Source organism: Streptococcus mitis SK564, from assembly GCF_000148525.1.
Taxonomy (GTDB): Bacteria; Bacillota; Bacilli; order Lactobacillales; family Streptococcaceae; genus Streptococcus; species Streptococcus mitis_H.
The window spans coordinates 32,874-55,252 of record NZ_AEDU01000007.1; the positions used below are offsets into that span (position 1 = coordinate 32,874).

Genomic DNA, 22,379 nt, shown 5'->3' on the forward strand with positions numbered 1-22,379 from the left:
GTATAAGGTTAGTATATATGAAACGTTCTCTCGACTCTAGAGTCGATTATAGTTTGCTATTGCCAGTATTTTTTTTACTGGTTATTGGCGTGGTGGCTATCTATATAGCTGTTAGTCATGATTATCCAAACAATATTCTGCCCATTCTAGGGCAGCAGGTCGCCTGGATCGCCTTGGGGCTTGTGATTGGTTTTGTGGTCATGCTTTTTAATACAGAATTTCTTTGGAAGGTGACCCCCTTTCTGTATATTTTAGGCTTGGGACTTATGGTCTTGCCGATTGTCTTTTATAATCCAAGCTTAGTTGCATCAACGGGTGCCAAAAACTGGGTATCAATAAATGGAATTACCCTATTCCAACCATCAGAATTTATGAAGATATCCTATATCCTCATGTTGGCTCGTGTGATTGTCCAATTTACAAAAAAACATAAGGAATGGAGACGCACAGTTCCACTGGACTTTTTGTTAATTTTTTGGATGATTCTCTTTACCATTCCAGTCTTAGTTCTTTTGGCACTTCAAAGTGACTTAGGAACTGCCTTGGTTTTTGTAGCTATTTTCTCAGGAATCGTTTTATTATCAGGGGTTTCTTGGAAAATTATTATCCCAGTATTTGTGACTGCTGTAACAGGTATTGTTGGTTTCTTAGCCATTTTTATCAGTAAGGACGGCCGGGCTTTTCTCCATCAACTGGGAATGCCGACCTACCAAATCAACCGTATTTTGGCTTGGCTTAATACATTTGATTTTGCCCAAACAACCACTTATCAGCAGGCTCAAGGACAGATTGCCATTGGGAGTGGTGGCTTATTTGGTCAAGGTTTTAATGCTTCTAATTTGCTTATTCCAGTTAGAGAGTCGGATATGATTTTCACGGTCATTGCAGAAGATTTTGGATTTATTGGCTCTGTTCTTGTTATTGCCCTTTATCTCATGCTGATTTACCGTATGTTAAAGATTACTCTTAAATCAAATAACCAGTTCTACACCTATATTTCCACAGGTTTGATTATGATGTTGCTCTTCCATATCTTTGAGAATATCGGTGCTGTTACTGGCTTGCTTCCTTTGACTGGGATTCCTCTGCCTTTTATTTCGCAAGGGGGATCGGCTATTATCAGTAACTTGATCGGTGTTGGCTTGCTTTTATCGATGAGTTATCAAACCAATCTAGCTGAAGAAAAGAGTGGAAAAGTCCCTTTCAAACGGAAAAAGGTTGTTTTAAAACGAATCAAATAAGGAGAAAATCATGGTTAAAGTAGCAGTTATGTTAGCTCAGGGCTTTGAAGAAATTGAAGCTTTGACAGTTGTGGATGTTTTGCGTCGGGCAAATATCACTTGTGATATGGTTGGTTTTGAAGAACAAGTGACGGGTTCACATGCAATCCAAGTAAGAGCAGATCGTGTCTTTGATGGTGATTTATCAGACTATGACATGATTGTCCTTCCTGGAGGGATGCCTGGTTCTGCACATTTGCGTGACAATCAGGCCTTGATTCAAGAGTTGCAACGCTTCGAACGGGAAGGGAAGAAACTAGCAGCCATTTGTGCGGCACCAATTGCCCTTAATCAAGCAGGGCTATTGAAAAACAAGGAATACACTTGTTATGACGGTGTTCAAGAGCAAATCCTTGATGGTCACTACGTCAAGGAAACAGTAGTGGTAGATGGTCACTTGACAACCAGTCGAGGTCCCTCTACAGCCCTTGCCTTTGCCTATGAGTTGGTGGAGCAATTAGGAGGAGACGCAGAGACTTTACGAACAGGAATGCTCTATCGAGATGTCTTTGGTAAAAATCAGTAAAACGGGAGTCAAACTCTCGTTTTTTTATGCTGAAAACTCAGAGAAATCATCGCTTTTTTAAGGAAAAAATGGTATAATGAAAGCTATGAAATATCACGATTATATCTGGGATTTAGGTGGCACTTTACTGGATAATTATGAAGCTTCAACAGCTGCATTTGTTGAAACTTTAGCGCTGTATGGTATCAGAAAAGACCATGACAGTGTCTATCAAGCTTTAAAGGTTTCTACTGATTTTGCGATTAAGACATTCGCTCCCGACTTAGAGCATTTTTTAGAAAAATACAAGGAAAATGAAGCCAGAGAGCTTGAACACCCGATTTTGTTTGATGGAGTTTCTGACTTATTAGCAGACATTTCAAATCAAGGTGGGCGTCATTTTTTGGTTTCTCATCGAAATGATCAGGTCTTGGAAATTTTAGAAAAAACCTCTATAGCAACCTATTTTACAGAAGTAGTCACTTCTAGCTCAGGTTTTAAGAGAAAGCCAAATCCTGAGTCCATGATTTATTTAAGAGAAAAGTATCAGATTAGCTCTGGTCTTGTTATTGGTGATCGGCCGATTGATATTAAAGCAGGGCAAGCCGCTGGACTGGATACCCACTTGTTTACCAGTATCGTGAATTTAAGACAAGTATTAGACATGTAAGAAAAAGGAATAAGATGACAGAAGAAATCAAAAATCTGCAGGCACAGAATTATGATGCCAGTCAAATTCAAGTTTTAGAGGGCTTAGAGGCTGTTCGTATGCGTCCAGGGATGTATATCGGGTCAACCTCAAAAGAAGGTCTTCATCATCTAGTCTGGGAAATCGTTGATAACTCAATTGACGAGGCCTTGGCAGGATTTGCCAGCCATATTCAAGTCTTTATTGAGCCAGATAATTCAATCACTGTTGTCGATGATGGGCGTGGTATCCCAGTCGATATTCAGGAAAAAACAGGCCGACCTGCCGTTGAGACAGTCTTTACGGTTCTTCATGCTGGAGGAAAATTTGGCGGTGGCGGCTACAAGGTCTCAGGTGGTCTTCACGGAGTGGGGTCTTCAGTAGTTAATGCTCTTTCCACTCAGTTAGATGTTCATGTCCACAAAAACGGTAAAATTCATTACCAAGAATACCGTCGTGGTCATGTTGTTGCAGACCTTGAGGTGGTTGGAGATACGGATAAAACGGGAACAACAGTTCACTTCACACCAGACCCAGAAATCTTCACTGAAACAACAACCTTTGATTTTGATAAATTAAATAAGCGTATTCAAGAATTGGCCTTTCTAAATCGTGGTCTTCAAATTTCAATCACAGATAAGCGTGAAGGTTTGGAACAAACCAAGCATTACCACTATGAAGGTGGGATTGCTAGTTATGTTGAATATATCAACGAGAACAAGGATGTAATCTTTGATACACCAATCTATACAGACGGTGAGATGGATGATATCACAGTTGAGGTAGCCATGCAGTACACAACTGGTTACCATGAAAATGTCATGAGTTTCGCCAATAATATTCATACACATGAAGGTGGAACGCATGAACAAGGTTTCCGTACAGCCTTGACACGTGTTATCAACGATTATGCTCGTAAAAATAAGTTACTGAAAGACAATGAGGACAACCTAACAGGGGAAGATGTTCGCGAAGGCTTAACTGCAGTTATCTCAGTTAAACACCCAAATCCACAGTTTGAAGGACAAACTAAGACCAAACTGGGGAATAGCGAAGTGGTCAAGATTACCAATCGCCTCTTCAGTGATGCCTTCTCTGATTTTCTTATGGAAAATCCACAGATTGCCAAACGTATCGTGGAAAAAGGAATTTTGGCTGCCAAGGCTCGTGTGGCTGCCAAGCGTGCGCGTGAAGTTACTCGTAAAAAATCTGGTTTGGAAATTTCCAACCTTCCAGGGAAACTAGCAGACTGTTCTTCTAACAATCCTGCTGAAACAGAACTCTTCATCGTCGAAGGAGACTCAGCTGGTGGATCAGCCAAATCTGGTCGTAACCGTGAATTTCAGGCAATTCTTCCAATCCGCGGTAAGATTTTGAACGTTGAAAAGGCAAGTATGGATAAGATTCTAGCTAACGAAGAAATTCGTAGTCTTTTTACAGCGATGGGAACAGGATTTGGGGCAGAATTTGATGTTTCGAAAGCCCGTTACCAAAAACTCGTTTTGATGACCGATGCCGATGTCGATGGAGCCCACATTCGTACCCTTCTTTTGACCTTGATTTATCGTTATATGAAACCAATCCTAGAAGCTGGTTATGTTTATATCGCCCAACCACCAATCTATGGTGTCAAGGTTGGAAGCGAGATTAAAGAATACATCCAGCCAGGTGCAGATCAAGAAATCAAACTCCAAGAGGCCTTGGCCCGCCACAGTGAAGGACGTGCCAAACCAACTATTCAGCGTTATAAAGGTCTGGGTGAAATGGATGACCACCAATTGTGGGAAACAACCATGGATCCGGAACATCGCTTGATGGCCAGAGTTTCTGTGGATGATGCGGCTGAAGCAGATAAAATCTTTGATATGTTGATGGGGGATAGAGTAGAACCTCGTCGTGAGTTTATCGAAGAAAATGCTGTCTATAGTACACTTGATGTCTAAAAAATCGGGAGAAGTAGTTCCCTTGGTCTAAAAAATATGATATAATCATTACGATTGTTTCAAGTACAAAAGGAGTTTAATATGTCTGTTAGACTAGTAATTTATTTGATAATTGCAGTTGCAGTTTTATTGGTCATTGCTTATGCTATCGCAATCTATGTAAGGAAACGCAATGAAAGTAAACTAGCAATTTTAGAAGAGAAAAAAGAAGAACTGTACAATCTTCCAGTTAATGATGAAGTTGAAGCTGTAAAAAATATGCACTTGATTGGACAAAGTCAGGTGACTTTCCGTGAATGGAATCAAAAATGGGTTGATTTATCTCTTAATTCTTTTGCCGATATCGAAAATAATCTTTTCGAGGCAGAAGGCTACAATAACTCATTCCGTTTTTTCAAAGCGAGTCATCAAATTGATCAAATCGAGAGTCAAATTACCTTGATTGAAGAAGATATTGCGGCAATTCGCAACGCCTTGGCAGATTTGGAGAAACAAGAGTCTAAAAATAGTGGACGTGTTCTTCATACCTTGGACTTGTTTGAAGAGTTGCAACACCGAGTTGCTGATAATTCTGAAGAATATGGCCAAGGTTTATCTGAAATTGAAAAACAATTGGAAAATATCCAATCGGAGTTTTCTCAGTTTGTAACTTTAAATTCGTCAGGTGACCCAGTAGAAGCTGCTGTGATTTTGGATAATGCTGAAAATCATATCTTGGCTTTAACGCATATTGTTGATCGTATACCAGCAATTGTAGCAACATTATCTAAAGACCTACCTGATCAACTGGAAGATTTAGAAGATGGTTACCGTAAGCTTTTAGATGCTAATTATCATTTTGCTGAAACGGATATTGAAGCGCGTTTCCAACTGCTTTATGAAGCTCTCAAGAAAAATCAAGAGAATATTGCGAAACTAGAATTGGATAATGCAGAGTACGAAAATACTCAAATCCAAGAAGAGATTAATGCACTTTATGATATCTTTACAAGAGAAATTGCGGCACAGAAAGTAGTAGAAGGTTTAGTAGCAACACTTCCTACTTATCTTCAACACATGAAGGAAAATAATGCTTTATTGATAGAAGATATTGAGCGTTTGAGTAAAAGTTATTTACTTTCTGAGTCAGATGCAAGTCATGTTCGTCGTTTACAGTCCGAATTAGAAAGCTTTGAGACTGCTATTATTGAGGCAACTTCAAATCAAGATGAACCAACTCAAGCATATTCAATTCTTGAAGAAAATCTTGAATCTTTACAGGAAAATCTTAAAGAGATTGAAGACGAACAGATTGCAGTTAGTGAGCGTCTTGCACGAATTGAAAAAGATGATATCAATGCACGTCAAAAGGCAAATGTATATGTTAATCGTCTCCATACCATCAAGAGATATATGGAAAAACGGAACCTACCTGGTATTCCACAAACTTTCTTGAAGTTATTCTTTACAGCAAGTAATAATACGGAAGATCTAATGGCTGAATTAGAGCAAAACTTAGTCAATATAGAATCAGTTAACCGTATTCTTGAAATTGCAACGAATGATATGGAAGCTTTAGAAACGGAAACTTATAATATTGTTCAGTATGCAACCTTGACAGAACAACTCTTACAATATTCTAACCGTTACCGCTCATTTGATGAGCGCATTCAAGAAGCCTTTAATGAAGCTTTGGACATTTTTGAGAAAGAATTTGATTACCACGCTTCATTTGACAAGATTTCTCAAGCATTGGAAGTGGCAGAGCCTGGTGTAACCAACCGCTTTGTTACCTCGTATGAGAAAACACGTGAAACGATTCGTTTTTAATAAAAGAAAAAGATTTGATTGTGTGAGAAGCAGAATCAAATCTTTTTTATTATTTGTCTATAAAATCTGGCTCTTTGTCAACTGTAGTGGGTTGAAGAAAAGTTAAGATCTAGAAAGGACGAAATTTGTCCTTTCTTTTTTGATATTGAGAGCGATAAAAATTCGTTTTTTGAAGTTTTCAAAGTTCCGAAATCCAAAGGCATTTCGTTTGATAAGTTTAACGAGATTATTGGTCGCTTCCAATTTGGCGTTGGAATAGGGTAGTTGAAGGGCGTTGACAATCTTCTCTTTATCCTTTAGAAAGGTTTTAAAGACAGTCTGAAAAAGAGGATGAACCTGCTTTATATTGTCCTCAATAAGTCCGAAGAATTTTTCAGGTTCCTTGTTCTGAAAGTGAAAAAGCAAGAGTTGATAGAGATGGTAGTGGTGTTTCAACTCATCTGAATAGCTCAAAAGCTTGTCTAGAATCTCTTTATTCGTTAAATGCATACGAAAAGTAGGGCGATAAAATCGTTTATCACTCAGTTTATGACTATCTTGTTGAATGAGTTTCCAGTAGCGTTTGATGGCCTTGTATTCATGGGATTTTCGCTCAAATTGATTCATGATTTGGACACGTACACGACTCATAGCACGGCTGAGATGTTGGACAATGTGAAAGCGGTCGAGAACGATTTTAGCGTTAGGAAAAAGTTTACTGGCAATATCGTAGTAAGGGCTAAACATATCCATCGTAATGATTTTCACCTGACAACGAACAGCTCGCTCGTAGCGCAGAAAGTGATTTCGGATGATAGCCTGTGTTCTGCCTTCAAGAACAGTGATGATGTTGAGATTATCAAAATCTTGTGCAATGAAACTCATCTTTCCCTTAGTAAAGGCATACTCGTCCCAGGACATAATCTCAGGAAGACGAGAAAAATCATGCTTAAAGTGGAAATCATTGAGCTTTCGAATGACAGTTGAAGTTGAAATGGAAAGCTGATGGGCAATATCGGTCATAGAAGTCTTTTCAATCAGCTTTTGCGCAATCTTTTGGTTGATAATACGAGGAATCTGATGATTCTTCTTGACGAGAGAGGTTTCGGCGACCATCATTTTCGAGCAATGATAGCACTTGAATCGACGCTTTTTCAGGAGGATTCTAGTAGGCATACCAGTCGTTTTGAGGTAAGGAATCTTAGACGGTTTTTGAAAGTCATATTTTTTCATTTGACTTCCACAATAAGGACAAGATGGAGCATCGTAGTCCAGTCTAGCGATGATTTCTTTGTGTGTATCCCTATTGATGATATCTATAAATTGGATATTAGGGTCTTTGATATCGAGTAGTTTTGTGATAAAATGTAATTGTTCCATATGATTCTTTCTAATGAGTTGTTTGATCGCTTTTCATTATAGGTCATATGGGACTTTTTTTCGACACAAAAAAGGCTCCATAATATCCATAGGGGGTTACCCACTACAAATATTATAGAGCCTAAAATCTTGTATGATAAGATCTCAAGATAAAAAATTGGAGACAATTTAAAAAGCAAGTCAGAACCTATGTTTGGTCTATAAGGTTCAATAGCTTTCTAATCTCTCCAAAATTTTATTTGATTGGAATCGAAATCCCAATTAATTTTTCTGAGTAGAGGGTTTTGATATTGGCCTCATCAATAGAGTCCTTATCAATTTTACGTTTCAAGAAAAATTCTTGGATGGCTTCGATTTCAGTTTCTCGAATAGCACGGTGTTTATTTGAGATGAGGATTTCATAGTGAAGCGGAGCTTGGGTAAAAATAACATCTGTATTTCCAGCAGAATAGACCTCAACAAGAGTTGCATCTGTACTCTCTAGCTGGCTTTTTACAAGTTGCGAGTGTGAGTTTGTCGTATTGATAAGCTTCATAACATTTCCTCCGATTTTCTAATACTATTATAGCACTTTTTGAATAAAGTCGCTTGATTTAGTCAATCTTATGCTGTTTTTTCCAAGATTGAATGGCCCATTTATGGCTACCACGTTTGAGGTTCTCAATAGCCTCGTCAATAGGGAACCAGGCAATATGATTAAAGTCTTCTAGTGGCTTTTGCACTTCTTTGAAAGAAGTCGCTTCATAGAGGTAAGCAGGATTGTAGTAGTAGGTGTCACGGTGACGAGAGTAGAAATATTCGTCAGCTTGTCCGTAATAGGTACCAATTTCAGCTGTGAAACCAAGCTCTTCAATCAATTCACGCTTTAAGGCTTCCTGATGATTTTCACCTGCTTCAATTTCGCCACCTGGTAAGAACCAAGCACCATTAGGAGCTTGAACTAAAACTATTTGTTTTTGTTCAGCGTCAGGGATAACTGCATACACTCCATAGCGTGCAACATAGTCTGTATTCGCTTTTTTTTCTCCGAAAGTTGGGTTTGCCATTGCATTTTCCTCATTATCTAGTATCGTTATTATTATCATAATGGACAAAGGGCAAGCTGTCAAGAAATTACAGTTATTTTAGTAAAAAAGAAGCAGAAAATTTTCATTTTCTACTTCTTTTCTATAGTATTTATTTTTCTGTCTCAGAAGTTTTAACTTCTGCTTTTTTGGCAGATTTGATTTGAATCTTGCCCTTGCTGGTCATAACTGCCTTTAGGTCTTTTTCACTTGGATTTTCAAGGTAGTAGTCAGTGATTGCGTCTTCAATATAGTCTTGAATAGTACGACGAAGTGGGCGTGCTCCCATTTTTGGATCATAACCGAGGTCAACTAATTTTTCCTTGACCTTGTCAGTTACATCTAAATGAATGTTGTTGCTAGAGAGGCGCTTGTTAACGTCTGCTAGCATAAGCTCGACAATCTGAAGGAGGTTATCCTTGCTGAGAGCCTTAAATTCGATAATACCATCAAAACGGTTCATAAACTCTGGGCTAAAGAAGTTACCGAGTTCACCGAGAACAGAATTGGTACGTCCTTCTCTAGCAGCACCAAAACCAACGCTGGCTTCAGCCTTACCTGTCCCTGCATTTGAGGTCATGATAATGATGGCATCCTTGAAGCTAACGGTACGTCCTTGCCCATCTGTCAAACGACCATCGTCCAAGACCTGGAGGAACATGTGCATAACATCTGGATGGGCTTTCTCTACTTCATCCAAGAGAATAAGAGAATATGGATTGCGGCGAACTTTTTCAGTTAATTGCCCAGCCTCATCGTAGCCAACATAACCTGGAGGGGCGCCGACCAACTTAGCCACGCTGTGTTTTTCCATGTATTCGCTCATGTCAAAGCGTATCATACTGTCAGCAGAACCAAAGAGTTCAATGGCTAGTTGTTTGGAAAGTTCTGTCTTACCGACGCCAGTTGGTCCGACGAAGAGGAAGCTTCCGATTGGGCGGTTAGGCGTACCGAGACCGACACGATTACGGCGAATAGCCTTAGCGATCTTATCGACAGCATCGTCTTGCCCAATAACATGAGACTTGAGGTCTTCAGCTAGATGGATAAGTTGAGATTGTTCTTTCTCTTTCAAATCGCCAACAGGAATATTGGTTTTCTGCTCGATAATGTGCTCAATGGTTTTCTCACTGATGATAGGAGTATCTTGGTCTGTGACCTTTTTCTTTTGCATTTCCTTATACTTGGCAATCTGGTCGCGGAAATAGGCGGCCTTCTCAAAATCTTCTTCTCGTGTAGCTTGAGATTTTAGATTTTCAGCCTCAATCAAGCGTTGATCAATGACTTTAGGATCCACAAAATTTAAGGTCAAGTTCATTTTAGAACCAGCTTCATCTAGGAGGTCAATGGCCTTGTCAGGCAAGAAGCGATCTTGGATGTAGCGATTGGAAAGAGTTGCAGCTGCTTCAATTGCAGCATCGGTATACTGAACGTGGTGGTAGTCTTCGTATTTCTTTTGAATTCCTTTGAGGATAGTGATTGTTTCTTCCACTGTTGGTTCATCGACTTTGACAGGCTGCATACGACGCTCTAGGGCTGCATCCTTTTCAATGATACGGTATTCATTGAGGGTAGTAGCGCCGACCAGTTGCAGTTCCCCACGAGCAAGGGCTGGCTTGAGGATATTTCCTGCATCCATATTGCCATCGCCTGCAGAACCAGCACCGACAATTTCATGGATTTCATCGATAAAGAGGATGATGTCCTCACGTTTGCGAATTTCTTCCATGAGTTTTTGCATGCGTTCTTCAAATTGTCCACGGATACCCGTTCCTTGAACCAAGCTAACCACATCCAGACGGATGACTTGTTTGCCTTGTAGTTTATGGGGAACGTCGCCATCAACGATTTTCTGAGCTAGACCTTCGACAACGGCTGTTTTTCCGACACCTGGTTCACCGATAAGAACAGGATTATTCTTAGTTCTGCGATTGAGAATTTCGATGACACGAATAATCTCATCATCGCGTCCAATAACGGGGTCGATATCACCACGACGAGCAATCTCAGTTACATTGATACCAAATTCTTCCAGCAGGCCTTTTTCTTGGCTTGGAGGCGGAGTTTGAGAAGATCCACGATTTTGGGAACCATAACCACCGTTTCCACCGTAACCTCCACCTGATTGGGTTGGGGGAGTAGGAGGAGTGTTGTTAGAAGGTCTGAAATTGTTTAGGTCGTTGAAGAAATCACCAAAAGGATCAAAGTCACGATTGTTCAAATCTGTCATGCCTTTAAAGAGACTATTGTTAGGATCTGTCTTGATAATCTTATAGCAGTTTTGACAGAGGTCAATTTGTTTTTGTTTTCCATTGAGATTGGTGTAAAGATGAATTGTTGAGTCGTTAATTTTACAGTTTTGACAAAGCATACATCTACCTCATTTCTTTCTTTAGCCTGACCTGTTCAAAGGTCAAAAATAGTCAAATTTCTATACTCTCATTATAACAGGATTGGGGTGTAAAGCAAGTAAAAAGATTGCAGCTTTGAGAAGTTGTTACAATAAAAATTTTTATGAATTTGGACTATAAAAAAAATCCTATTTGTGAGACAAAAAGGATTTTGGTTAGACATGCAGGGACAATCCCAGCTTGTTTTACATTAGTAGAGGAGTTCGTAAATCTCCATTGCAATCAAGTCAATGCTATCAAAAGTATAAGTTTCGCGAGCTTCTACATCACGAAGGGTAAAGATTGAGCCGTTTTCTTCATCATGGCTGTATGCAACTTCTGCAACAACAACTCCTTCGCGTTCAAAATTACGTTTTAAATTTCCGCCGTCTTTTGCCATTGCTTCAAGGCGGTTGATGATTCTAACCAAATGTGATTCCATTTTGATTCTCCTTCATTTCTTATCGTTACTATTTTACCATAAAGGAGGCCAACTTGACTAGAAAAAACTAAGATTTCTCGCTAATTCTGCTAGTTTAAAGATTTTTAAATAAATTGGATAAAAGATTTGAATTTTAATTCAATACATGTTATAATCATACAGTACTCTATTTTAGAAAGCAGTGTGACTATGAATTTTTCTTTTTTACCTAAGTATTTACCTTATTTTAACTATGGGGCTGTTGTGACGGTTCTCATTTCTATCTGTGTTGTCTTTTTGGGAACTATTTTGGGGGTTGTCTTGGCTTTTGGGCAACGATCAAAGTTTAAACCGCTTGTTTGGCTCGCCAACTTGTACGTTTGGATTTTCCGTGGGACGCCAATGATGGTTCAGATTATGATTGCCTTTGCCCTTATGCACATCAATGCTCCGACTATTCAGGTTGGAATTTTGGGTGTTGACCTTTCTCGTCTGATTCCAGGGATTTTGATTATCTCTATGAACAGTGGTGCTTATGTTTCTGAGACTGTTCGTGCTGGGATTAATGCAGTTCCTAAGGGTCAGTTAGAGGCGGCCTATTCTTTAGGGATTCGTCCTAAAAATGCGATGCGCTATGTGATTTTGCCACAAGCTATCAAAAATATTTTGCCAGCATTGGGAAACGAATTTATCACTATTATCAAGGATAGTTCCCTCTTATCAGCTATTGGTGTTATGGAGTTGTGGAATGGGGCTACAACAGTTTCTACAACAACCTATCTACCTCTGACTCCACTTTTATTTGCAGCCTTTTACTACTTGATTATGACTTCTATTTTGACCGTAGCCTTGAAAGCTTTTGAAAAACGTATGGGACAAGGAGATAAGAAATAATGACAGAAACCTTGATAAAAATTGAAAATTTACATAAATCATTTGGAAAGAATGAAGTATTGAAGGGCATCAACCTCGAGATTAAAAGAGGAGAAGTTGTCGTTATCATCGGTCCTTCGGGGAGCGGGAAATCTACCTTGCTTCGCTCTATGAATTTGTTGGAAGAAGCAACTAAAGGGAAGGTTATCTTTGAGGGAGTCGATATTACAGACAAGAAGAATGACCTCTTTGCCATGCGTGAGAAGATGGGCATGGTTTTTCAACAATTCAATCTCTTTCCTAATATGACTGTGATGGAAAATATCACCTTGTCACCTATCAAGACCAAAGGTGAGAGCAAGGCTGTTGCTGAGAAGAGAGCCCAAGAGCTTTTGGAAAAAGTTGGTTTGCCAGATAAGGCAGATGCTTATCCACAGAGTTTGTCAGGTGGGCAGCAGCAACGGATTGCCATCGCGCGTGGGTTGGCCATGGAACCTGATGTTTTGCTCTTTGACGAGCCGACTTCAGCTCTGGACCCTGAGATGGTTGGAGAAGTTCTAGCTGTTATGCAAGACCTTGCCAAGTCAGGAATGACTATGGTTATCGTAACACATGAAATGGGATTTGCGCGTGAGGTGGCAGATCGTGTCATCTTTATGGCAGACGGTGTGGTTGTTGAAGATGGGACACCTGAGCAGATTTTTGAACAAACCCAAGAACAACGGACTAAAGACTTCTTGAGTAAGGTTTTATAATCTATTTTAAAATTTCAAGACAAGATTAGTAAAAAGCTCGACCAGAGCTTTTTCTTATAGTTTGAAACTATAGGATTGCCTAGGAAAGAAGTGTTAGAGGGTGCTGGCAGTTTTTGGTATAATGGAAGATATTTGAAAGAAAAGAGAAGTGATATGACACAGATTATTGATGGGAAAGCTTTAGCGGCCAAATTGCAGGGGCAGTTGACTGAAAAGACTGCAAAATTAAAGGAAGAAACAGGTCTAGTGCCTGGTTTGGTAGTGATTTTGGTTGGGGACAACCCTGCCAGCCAAGTCTATGTTCGCAACAAGGAGAGGTCAGCTCTTGCGGCTGGTTTCCGTAGCGAAGTAGTGCGAGTTCCAGAAACCATTACTCAAGAGGAATTGTTAGACTTGATTGGTAAATATAATCAGGATCCAGCTTGGCATGGGATTTTGGTTCAGTTACCTTTACCCAAACATATCGATGAAGAAGCGGTTTTGTTGGCTATTGATCCTGAAAAGGACGTAGATGGTTTCCATCCGTTAAACATGGGGCGTCTTTGGTCTGGTCATCCAGTCATGATTCCTTCAACACCTGCAGGAATTATGGAAATGTTTCATGAATACGGGATTGACTTGGAAGGTAAAAATGCGGTCGTCATCGGTCGTTCCAATATCGTCGGAAAACCGATGGCTCAGCTTCTTTTGGCCAAAAATGCGACAGTAACCTTGACTCATTCACGGACTCATAATCTTGCCAAGGTGGCTGCTAAAGCAGATATTCTTGTAGTAGCAATCGGCCGTGCAAAATTTGTGACTGCTGACTTTGTCAAACCTGGAGCAGTTGTTATTGACGTTGGGATGAACCGAGATGAAAATGGTAAGCTTTGTGGGGATGTGGATTATGAGGCAGTTGCACCACTTGCTAGCCATATCACGCCAGTCCCTGGAGGTGTCGGTCCTATGACCATTACCATGCTGATGGAGCAAACCTATCAGGCAGCACTTCGGACATTGGATAGAAAATAATAGAAACATTCGCTGAAGAGAGTGTATTCTCTATAGCTATATCTAAAATGACAGAAATGAATATTCAATTTTAGATATAAGATTACAAAAGGAGGTCTGCGCCTCCTTTTTGTTGTATAATAAATGCGAGAGGAAAAAAGATGAGAGTGATTGAGCAAACCTTACTAGAAAAAGTCATTATTGAACGTTCTCGTACCAGTCATAAAGGAGACTATGGCCGTCTGCTGTTGCTTGGTGGGACGTATCCTTATGGTGGTGCTATCATCATGGCTGCTTTGGCGGCTGTTAAAAGCGGTGCAGGATTGGTGACTGTTGGAACAGATAGGGAAAATATCCCAGCTTTGCACAGTCATTTACCTGAGGCTATGGCCTTTTCTCTTCAAGACCAGCAACTGTTAAAAGAGCAGTTGGAGAAGGCAGAAGTGGTCTTAGTGGGGCCTGGTTTACGAGACGATGCTTTTGGAGAAGATCTAGTAAAACAAGTCTTTGTTAATTTAAGCAAAAATCAGATTTTGATTGTAGATGGTGGTGCCCTGACCATTCTTGCTAGAACAAGTCGGTCATTTCCGTTTAACCAGCTTATCCTAACTCCCCACCAAAAGGAGTGGGAAAAACTGTCTGGAATTACGATTGAAAAGCAAAACGAAGCTACAACAGCTAGTGCCCTGACTTCTTTCCCTCAAGGAACAATTTTGGTGGAGAAAGGTCCAGCTACTCGTATTTGGCAAGCTGGCCAATCTGATTATTACCAGTTACATGTTGGCGGTCCCTATCAGGCGACTGGGGGAATGGGAGATACTCTGGCTGGGATGATTGCAGGATTTGCAGGCCAATTCCGACAGGCCAGTCTCTACGAGCGTGTAACCGTAGCGACTCATCTTCATTCAGCCATAGCCCAAGAATTAGCTCAAGAACATTATATGGTCTTGCCAACGGAAATTAGTAATTGTCTTCCTAAAGTAATGAATAAAATATCTCAAAAAAGACTGGGATAAAATTCAATTTTAGGAGAAAACGAAGTAAATATTACCACAATAAAACGCATAATATCAAGTTTTTTAATACCTGATACTATGCGTTTTTGACTTTAAAGACTTTTTGGTCTGTTTCTATTTTGGAGCAATCTTTTGCTCAGTATGTTTTATAATTTCTCGTTGATAAATCGGATAAACTGATTCCACCAAACTTTTAAGAAGAAGGCTTTTTCAACTTTCTTTTCTGCTACCATTTCGAAACTAGGACGTTCTGTGGTAATGTAACCTTGACCAATCAAATCCTTGTCTTCGTAAGTCAAATGGCCAACCACTGTTCCCGCTTCAAGTGGTGCGGGGATTGCTTTAGAATCAGGTGTGAATTGAATAGATTGGGAAGATTGATTCCCACCACGTTCAATTAGATAGATATCCTCTGGGGCCACTGCAGTGACCGTATCTTCTTTTCCATCTTGTACAGGGACTTTGCTATCTTGATAGGCATCGCCTTGCTGAACGACTTTGCGAAGTGTAAATGTAGAAGAAATATAATCCATTAGGGAAGATGTAGCTGTAAAACGAGAGTAAGGATTATTATCTTGATGATCTGCATTCAAAACAACTGTGATAACCCTCATGCCTTTTTCGACAGTAGTACCAACAAAAGACTCTCCAGCCTTATCTGTTGTTCCTGTTTTCAGTCCATCAAAACCACCACGGTAAGCAGGCATACCTTCTAACATGTAGTTGGTTGAAGTGATTGTCATTCCAGCAAAAGTAGAAGAAGGTTTTTTGGTAATTTCTAAGACTTGTGGGTATTTTTTGATGAGGTTACGAGCAACGATAGCAACATCATAAGCACTGAGCTTATTTTCATCATCTTTATTAGACCCTGGGTAAATGTTATCTCCGAGAGTTTCGTTATTCAGACCAGTTGTATTGACAACAGTGGCATCTTTGATTCCCCATTCCAAGAGTTTTGCTCGCATCATATCAACGAAGTTTTTTTCTGAGCCAGCAATTTTCTCAGCTAGGGCAATAGCGGCGCTGTTGGCACTAGATACCAAAGTTGCTTCAAGCAACTCTTCGACAGTATAATTACGGGCCTCCATAGGAACATTACTGGCTTCAGAATTTGTCGTCAATTGATAAGGATAATCAGAAATATCTACTGGGGTGGATAGTGTGATACTTCCATTTTCGAGTGCTTCATAGACCAGGTAAACGGTAAGCAGTTTTGTTATAGAAGCAATTTCGACAGGTTGAGTTGCATCTTTCTCATAGAGAATTTTACCAGTATTGGCCTCAACAGCAATCGCATGTTTAGCAGCAATATTAAAATCTTGGGCAGCAACAGTAGATGCTGATCCAATAAGGGATAGACTTAAGAGAGTTAAAATGATTTTTTTCATAGTAAGTTTATTCTAACATAAAGAAAAAAATATTCCCAGTTTCATGATAGAAGAAAGAAGCTTTTTTGAAAGTGTGGTAAAATAGATGAATGGAGGTAGCTCATGTTTCGTAAGAATAAATTATTTTTTTGGACCAGTGAAATTTTATTATTAACAATCATTTTTTATTTATGGAGAGAGATGGGGGCGATTATCACGCCTTTTGTAAGCGTAGCAAACACCATCATGATTCCTTTTCTTCTAGGTGGTTTTTTATATTATTTGACCAATCCTATTGTAAATTTTTTACAAAAATATTTCAAAATTAATCGTATCATTGGTATTCTACTAACCTTGTGTGCCTTGGTGTGGGGCCTTGTCATTGGGGTAGTCTATCTCTTACCGATTTTGGTTAATCAGTTGACCAGCTTGATTGCGACTAGCCAGACTATCTACAGTCGTTTACAAGATTTGATTATGGATTTATCTACTTATCCAGCCTTTCAAAATTTGGATATTCAAGCGACTATTCAACAATTAAATCTATCCTATGTAGATATTTTACAAAATATCCTAAATAGCGTTACCAATAGTGTCGGAAGTGTTCTATCAGCTCTCTTTAGTACCGTTTTGATTATTATTATGACCCCTGTGTTTTTGGTTTATTTTTTGTTAGATGGTAACAAATTTTTGCCGATGCTTGAGCGCACTGTTTTAAAGAGAGATAAGTTGCATATTGCAGGTCTTTTAAAGAATTTGAATGCAACAATTGCTCGCTATATTAGCGGAGTCGCAATTGATGCCATTATTATCGGTTGTTTGGCCTTTATCGGATATAGCGTGATTGGTTTGAAATACGCTTTGGTTTTCGCCATCTTTTCAGGATTGGCCAATCTCATTCCTTATGTGGGACCAAGTATTGGCTTGATTCCGATGATTATTGCCAATGTCTTTACGGATCCTCATAGAATGCTAATTGCAGTTGTTTACATGCTAATCATTCAACAAGTGGATGGCAATATCCTCTACCCTCGAATCGTTGGTGGCGTGATGAAAGTCCATCCAATAACAATTTTAGTATTACTTTTGTTATCAAGCAATATCTATGGGGTCATTGGCATGATTGTCGCAGTACCAACCTATTCTATCTTAAAAGAAATTTCTAAGTTCTTATCACGTTTGTATGAAAACCATAAAACAATGAAAGAACGAGAAAGAGAATTAGCTAAGTAAAAGTCAGGAAATTCCTGATTTTTCTTTTTCTTTAGGTAAATTATAGAAGTAGAAGTGCCATTTAGATTGGCCTATTAAGAATAATTCACAAAAACTTTGTAAAACACTTGCAATTTAGCTGAAATTTGATAAAATAGTAAGGAAAGTTAGACTGTATTGCCTACTGTCTATCTATAAAATATATTTTATTGGAGGCTTTTACTCAAATGGCAAAAGAAAAATACGATCGTAGTAAACCACACGTTAACATTGGTACTATCGGACACGTTGACCACGGTAAAACTACCCTAACTGCAGCTATCACAACTGTTTTGGCACGTCGCTTGCCTTCATCAGTTAACCAACCTAAAGACTATGCGTCTATCGATGCTGCTCCAGAAGAACGCGAACGCGGTATCACTATCAACACTGCGCACGTTGAGTACGAAACTGAAAAACGTCACTACGCTCACATCGATGCTCCAGGACACGCGGACTACGTTAAAAACATGATCACTGGTGCCGCTCAAATGGACGGAGCTATCCTTGTAGTAGCTTCAACTGACGGACCAATGCCACAAACTCGTGAGCACATCCTTCTTTCACGTCAGGTTGGTGTTAAACACCTTATCGTCTTCATGAACAAAGTTGACTTGGTTGACGACGAAGAATTGCTTGAATTGGTTGAAATGGAAATCCGTGACCTATTGTCAGAATACGACTTCCCAGGTGACGATCTTCCAGTTATCCAAGGTTCAGCTCTTAAAGCCCTTGAAGGTGACACTAAATACGAAGACATCGTTATGGAATTGATGAACACAGTTGATGAGTACATCCCAGAACCAGAACGTGACACTGACAAACCATTGCTTCTTCCAGTCGAAGACGTATTCTCAATCACTGGACGTGGTACAGTTGCTTCAGGACGTATCGACCGTGGTATCGTTAAAGTCAACGACGAAATCGAAATCGTTGGTATCAAAGAAGAAACTCAAAAAGCAGTTGTTACTGGTGTTGAAATGTTCCGTAAACAACTTGACGAAGGTCTTGCCGGAGATAACGTAGGTGTCCTTCTTCGTGGTGTTCAACGTGATGAAATCGAACGTGGACAAGTTATTGCTAAACCAGGTTCAATCAACCCACACACTAAATTTAAAGGTGAAGTCTACATCCTTACTAAAGAAGAAGGTGGACGTCACACTCCATTCTTCAACAACTACCGTCCACAATTCTACTTCCGTACTACTGACGTTACAGGTTCAATCGAACTTCCAGCAGGTACTGAAATGGTAATGCCTGGTGATAACGTGACAATCGACGTTGAGTTGATCCACCCAATCGCCGTAGAACAAGGTACTACATTCTCTATCCGTGAGGGTGGACGTACTGTTGGTTCAGGTATGGTTACAGAAATCGAAGCTTAATTCGATTTAGTTCCCAGAAGAACAATTATTTAAGTCAGACACTAAAAGAATCTTGCTTTGCAAGGTTCTTTTTTATGTGACTATTAGTCCGTCTCGCTCGGTTAGGTGCGAGACAAAAAAACCACCCGCTATGCGTGTGTGCGTCGAAGGTTATACCAAAAAAACTCCGAACGCGATACAATAAAGGTGTTCAAGCCAATTGTAAAGCGAAAGGAGAAAAATATGGCACAAAAGGCTCATAGTTTATCGCACACAAAGTGGCACTGTAAGTATCACATTGTGTTCACCCCTAAGTATAGACGAAAAGTTATCTATAATCAATATCGAAGTAGTTTAGGAGAAATATTTCATCGTTTGTGTAGTTATAAAGGAGTTGAAATTATCGAGGGTCACTTAATGCCAGACCATGTACATATGTTAGTAAGTATTCCACCAAGGATAAGTATTTCGAGTTTCATGGGCTATTTAAAAGGAAGAAGTTCACTCATGATGTTTGATAAACACGCCAACCTCAAGTACAAGTTTGGGAATCGGCATTTCTGGGCGGAAGGTTATTATGTAAGTACGGTGGGACTCAATGAAGCCACAATTAAGAAATATATTCAAGAACAGGAAAAGCATGATATAGCACTAGATAAATTAAGTGTAAAAGAATATGAGAATCCCTTTAGAGATAGTGGTAAGTAATACTAAAGCCTCTTTGAGAGGCAAGTGACGAGTCAAGAGCAATAAGGCTTGAACAAAGTGAAAGCCAGCGTCTTTAGGCGCTGGCTGGTAATTTGGGCTTATAGCCCTGGGACAAACCACCCGTTTGACGGGTGGTCATGATTTTCTACAGGATAATGGTTGGTCCGTAGAGACTTATACTCTTCGAAAACCAAAGAGCAAACTAGGAAGCTAGCCGAAGGATGCTCAAAACACTGTTTTGAGGTTGCAGATAGAACTGACGAAGTCAGCTCAAAACATGTTTTTGAGGTTGTAGATAAGACTGACGAAGTCAGTAATCATATATACCGCAAGGCGAAGCTGACGCGGTTTGAAGAGATTTTCGAAGAGTATAAAATTGAATTGCTTATAAAAAAGCTCTATACATCTGATGTGCATAGAGCAATGGGGATTATTTGATATAGAGTTCTTGGTTTTTCAAGACAATTTCACGGACACTTGCAAACTTCTTAAGTTTTTTGAGTTCTTCAGGATGGGTTACGAGAGTGATAACATAACCTTCCTTGCCCATACGGCCAGTACGGCCAGCACGGTGAGTGTAGGTTTCAATATCTCTAGGAACATCAAAGTTTACGACGCATTCTAGGCTATCGATATCAATTCCACGAGCCAAAAGGTCAGTTGCAAGAAGCAGGGTTAGTTGCTTGTCTTTAAACTTTTCTAAGATGACTTTTCTAAATTTGACATTGACATCACTAGCAAGGGAAACAGCCAAGATATCCCGATACTGTAGTTTTTCTTCTGAACTTCCAAGGTCTGATAGGCTGTTAAAGAAGACCAGACCACGGAAATCCTCTACATGAGCCAGTTTTCGTAGTATATCCACTCGGTGACGTTGATCTACCTGCATGTAGAAGTGCTGGATGTTGTCCAATTTTTGGTCAGAAAGATCAATGGTACATGTGTTAGGCGCAATCTTCTTTTGGTCAAACTTGGTTGTCGCACTCATATAGACAAGTTGGTGGTCACGAGGTGCGTAGTGAGTAATTTTCTCGACAAAGTGTATCTGAGAATCATCTAGCAATTGGTCAAATTCATCTAGAATGATGGTTTCCACATTCATCATCTTGATTTTTTTCAATTTAATTAGTTCAAAGATACGGCCAGGGGTTCCAATCAGAATTTCTGGTCCTTTTTTTAGGCGTTCAATCTGGCGTTTCTGACTCGAACCTGATAAGAAGAGTTGGGCAGTTAAGCCGATAGCTTCAGCCCACGTTTTACATACATCAAAAATCTGTCCAGCAAGCTCTGTATTTGGTGCTAGAATCAAGAGTTGTTGGGCTTTTTTCTTTTGTAGTCTGAGAAGACTTGGTAGAAGGTAAGCTAGGGTCTTACCAGTTCCTGTTGAGCTCACTCCTAGGAGGTTTTCTCCAGCAAGAAGGGGCTCAAATAGTTGAGTTTGAATGGGGGTGAATTCTTGGAAACCGAGTTGGTCACTCAGTTCTTGCCATTCAGTCGGTAGTTTGTTTTTCATTTTTCTGCCTCAAATCTAATGCCAGCAGTCTGGCGCATGGTAAATAGTAGTTCATGAACAGAACTTGCATCTTCCAGCCAAGTTTGGTAGAGATTCAGATCTGGTTGCTGGATCATGTGTGCAAATGCATCGACTTCCTCAGTCATCGTATGGGGAGCTTGTTGGATAGGGAGCTGGATTTGATTTCCTTGGTGGTCGGTAAAAATAGCTGAGCGAACATGCTCAATTGTGTTGAGCGTCAGGGTTCCATCTGTCGTATAAATCTCGCAAGGAAGATTGGAAGTGATGTTTTTCCCAGCCTTGATATGAACTTGAAAGTCTGGGTAGAAGAGGATACCGTCTCCATTTAGGTCCATGCTATTGTCAAGCTGTTGTCCTTGATAGGTCGCGTCCTCAGCTTTCCCAAAAAGACGAACGGCAGCGTAGAGAGGATAAATCCCCAAATCCATGAGAGCACCGCCAGCAAAACGATCTGAGAAGACATTTGGTGTTTCCCCAGCCAATAAGTTAGGCATTTTGGAAGAATACTTGGCATAGTTGAAATCTGCTCCCAAAATTTGTTTGTCTGCTAAAAAGTTTTTGATGATAGTGAAAGCTTTTTCATGGTAGTTCCGTGCCGCTTCGAATATAAAACAGTGATTTTTCTCAGCTGTGTGAATCAAATCTAGCCATTCTTGTGGCTGAGTGACGGCTGGCTTTTCAAGAATGACATGTTTACTTGCAGACAATGCAGCTTTTGCCTGAGCAAAATGCAAGGAGTTTGGGCTAGCAATATAGACCACATCAAAGGAGCTCTTGAAGAAGTCCTCTACTTGATCAAAGAGTTGGATATTCTGGTAGCGAGAAGCAAAGGTTGCCGCAGTTTCTAGTTTTCTAGAATAGACTGCGACCAGCTGGTATTTTCCACTGGCATGGGCTGCCTCTATAAAGCGATGGCTGATAGCGCCAGTGCCGATGACACCTAATTTAAGCATAGATACTCCTTTTCCGATTTCAAATCCTTCTTTCATTATAACATAGATAGACGTGACTATCCAACAGAGGGTAAAAAATTTCAAATAAGCTACTAGGTCTTTTCCAAAG

The 22,379-nt window shown here is 39.8% G+C and carries 21 protein-coding genes; 13 read left to right on the forward strand and 8 right to left on the reverse strand.

The features are described from left to right. Positions 1-17: 17 nt before the first annotated feature. From SMSK564_RS04845 to ezrA, 5 genes are all read left to right on the forward strand, one after another. Positions 18-1,241, forward strand: a complete 1,224-nt coding sequence (locus SMSK564_RS04845) for an FtsW/RodA/SpoVE family cell cycle protein (RefSeq protein ID WP_000830664.1) — start codon at positions 18-20, stop codon at positions 1,239-1,241. A 10-nt stretch (positions 1,242-1,251) separates the two neighbouring features. After that, complete coding sequence (locus SMSK564_RS04850) at positions 1,252-1,806, forward strand: DJ-1 family glyoxalase III (RefSeq protein ID WP_000241405.1); 555 nt, start codon at positions 1,252-1,254, stop codon at positions 1,804-1,806. Positions 1,807-1,891: 85 nt separating this feature from the next. Further along, positions 1,892-2,455 (forward strand): HAD family hydrolase, encoded by a 564-nt coding sequence (locus SMSK564_RS04855; protein ID WP_025170890.1) that lies wholly within the window; start codon positions 1,892-1,894, stop codon positions 2,453-2,455. Between the two features lie 14 nt (positions 2,456-2,469). Continuing rightward, a complete protein-coding gene (gene gyrB / locus SMSK564_RS04860) occupies positions 2,470-4,416 on the forward strand; it encodes a DNA topoisomerase (ATP-hydrolyzing) subunit B (RefSeq protein WP_000134061.1) in 1,947 nt (648 codons plus the stop codon). Positions 4,417-4,497: 81 nt separating this feature from the next. Further along, positions 4,498-6,225 carry a septation ring formation regulator EzrA gene (ezrA, locus tag SMSK564_RS04865; RefSeq protein ID WP_000116261.1) on the forward strand — a complete coding sequence of 576 codons (1,728 nt, stop codon included), beginning with the start codon at positions 4,498-4,500 and terminating at the stop codon, positions 6,223-6,225. Positions 6,226-6,327: 102 nt separating this feature from the next. Here ezrA and SMSK564_RS04870 read toward each other — a convergent pair whose 3' ends face one another. From SMSK564_RS04870 to SMSK564_RS04890, 5 genes are all read right to left on the reverse strand, one after another. Beyond that, entirely contained in the window at positions 6,328-7,584 is a 1,257-nt protein-coding gene (locus SMSK564_RS04870; RefSeq protein ID WP_000436304.1) for an ISL3 family transposase, read from the reverse strand. Positions 7,585-7,819: 235 nt separating this feature from the next. Continuing rightward, complete coding sequence (locus SMSK564_RS04875) at positions 7,820-8,119, reverse strand: DUF1827 family protein (RefSeq protein WP_000767197.1); 300 nt, start codon at positions 8,117-8,119, stop codon at positions 7,820-7,822. Positions 8,120-8,177: 58 nt separating this feature from the next. Continuing rightward, positions 8,178-8,630 carry an NUDIX hydrolase gene (locus SMSK564_RS04880; RefSeq protein ID WP_000013079.1) on the reverse strand — a complete coding sequence of 151 codons (453 nt, stop codon included), beginning with the start codon at positions 8,628-8,630 and terminating at the stop codon, positions 8,178-8,180. Between the two features lie 130 nt (positions 8,631-8,760). Then, positions 8,761-11,019 carry an ATP-dependent Clp protease ATP-binding subunit gene (locus SMSK564_RS04885; RefSeq protein WP_000882505.1) on the reverse strand — a complete coding sequence of 753 codons (2,259 nt, stop codon included), beginning with the start codon at positions 11,017-11,019 and terminating at the stop codon, positions 8,761-8,763. Positions 11,020-11,249: 230 nt separating this feature from the next. Beyond that, the gene (locus tag SMSK564_RS04890) at positions 11,250-11,480 is read right to left on the reverse strand and encodes a DUF1797 family protein (protein WP_000443570.1); all 231 of its coding nucleotides are present in this window, start codon (positions 11,478-11,480) and stop codon (positions 11,250-11,252) included. Positions 11,481-11,669: 189 nt separating this feature from the next. Here SMSK564_RS04890 and SMSK564_RS04895 point away from each other — a divergent pair, with 189 nt between their 5' ends. From SMSK564_RS04895 to SMSK564_RS04910, 4 genes are all read left to right on the forward strand, one after another. Beyond that, positions 11,670-12,353, forward strand: coding sequence for an amino acid ABC transporter permease (locus SMSK564_RS04895; protein ID WP_001011642.1), 684 nt, complete (start codon positions 11,670-11,672; stop codon positions 12,351-12,353). After that, positions 12,353-13,087 (forward strand): amino acid ABC transporter ATP-binding protein, encoded by a 735-nt coding sequence (locus SMSK564_RS04900; protein ID WP_000140954.1) that lies wholly within the window; start codon positions 12,353-12,355, stop codon positions 13,085-13,087. The genes SMSK564_RS04895 and SMSK564_RS04900 overlap by 1 nt, the downstream gene beginning before the upstream one ends. Before the next feature lie 153 nt (positions 13,088-13,240). After that, complete coding sequence (locus SMSK564_RS04905; RefSeq protein WP_000192107.1) at positions 13,241-14,098, forward strand: bifunctional methylenetetrahydrofolate dehydrogenase/methenyltetrahydrofolate cyclohydrolase; 858 nt, start codon at positions 13,241-13,243, stop codon at positions 14,096-14,098. 140 nt (positions 14,099-14,238) lie between these two features. Beyond that, positions 14,239-15,093 carry an NAD(P)H-hydrate dehydratase gene (locus SMSK564_RS04910; RefSeq protein WP_001263818.1) on the forward strand — a complete coding sequence of 285 codons (855 nt, stop codon included), beginning with the start codon at positions 14,239-14,241 and terminating at the stop codon, positions 15,091-15,093. A 146-nt stretch (positions 15,094-15,239) separates the two neighbouring features. Here the strand turns inward: SMSK564_RS04910 and pbp3 are convergent, their stop codons facing one another. Further along, positions 15,240-16,481 carry a D-alanyl-D-alanine carboxypeptidase PBP3 gene (gene pbp3 / locus SMSK564_RS04915; protein ID WP_000720652.1) on the reverse strand — a complete coding sequence of 414 codons (1,242 nt, stop codon included), beginning with the start codon at positions 16,479-16,481 and terminating at the stop codon, positions 15,240-15,242. 102 nt (positions 16,482-16,583) lie between these two features. Here pbp3 and SMSK564_RS04920 point away from each other — a divergent pair, with 102 nt between their 5' ends. The 4 genes from SMSK564_RS04920 to SMSK564_RS0102055 all read left to right on the forward strand — a co-directional run bounded on the left by SMSK564_RS04920 (position 16,584) and on the right by SMSK564_RS0102055 (position 20,221). After that, positions 16,584-17,693: an AI-2E family transporter gene (locus tag SMSK564_RS04920; RefSeq protein ID WP_000488877.1), complete on the forward strand. Its 1,110-nt coding sequence runs from the start codon at positions 16,584-16,586 to the stop codon at positions 17,691-17,693. Between the two features lie 206 nt (positions 17,694-17,899). Then, positions 17,900-19,096, forward strand: a complete 1,197-nt coding sequence (gene tuf, locus SMSK564_RS04925; protein WP_001040726.1) for an elongation factor Tu — start codon at positions 17,900-17,902, stop codon at positions 19,094-19,096. A 222-nt stretch (positions 19,097-19,318) separates the two neighbouring features. Then, positions 19,319-19,783 (forward strand): IS200/IS605 family transposase, encoded by a 465-nt coding sequence (tnpA, locus tag SMSK564_RS04930; protein WP_000057428.1) that lies wholly within the window; start codon positions 19,319-19,321, stop codon positions 19,781-19,783. 159 nt (positions 19,784-19,942) lie between these two features. Next, positions 19,943-20,221, forward strand: coding sequence for a hypothetical protein (locus SMSK564_RS0102055; RefSeq protein WP_000252212.1), 279 nt, complete (start codon positions 19,943-19,945; stop codon positions 20,219-20,221). Here SMSK564_RS0102055 and SMSK564_RS04935 read toward each other — a convergent pair. Both SMSK564_RS04935 and SMSK564_RS04940 read right to left on the reverse strand, forming a co-directional pair. Continuing rightward, positions 20,214-21,296, reverse strand: a complete 1,083-nt coding sequence (locus tag SMSK564_RS04935) for a DEAD/DEAH box helicase (protein ID WP_000791757.1) — start codon at positions 21,294-21,296, stop codon at positions 20,214-20,216. The genes SMSK564_RS0102055 and SMSK564_RS04935 overlap by 8 nt on opposite strands. Beyond that, positions 21,293-22,270: a Gfo/Idh/MocA family protein gene (locus SMSK564_RS04940; protein ID WP_000915915.1), complete on the reverse strand. Its 978-nt coding sequence runs from the start codon at positions 22,268-22,270 to the stop codon at positions 21,293-21,295. The genes SMSK564_RS04935 and SMSK564_RS04940 overlap by 4 nt, the downstream gene beginning before the upstream one ends. Positions 22,271-22,379: the final 109 nt, after the last annotated feature.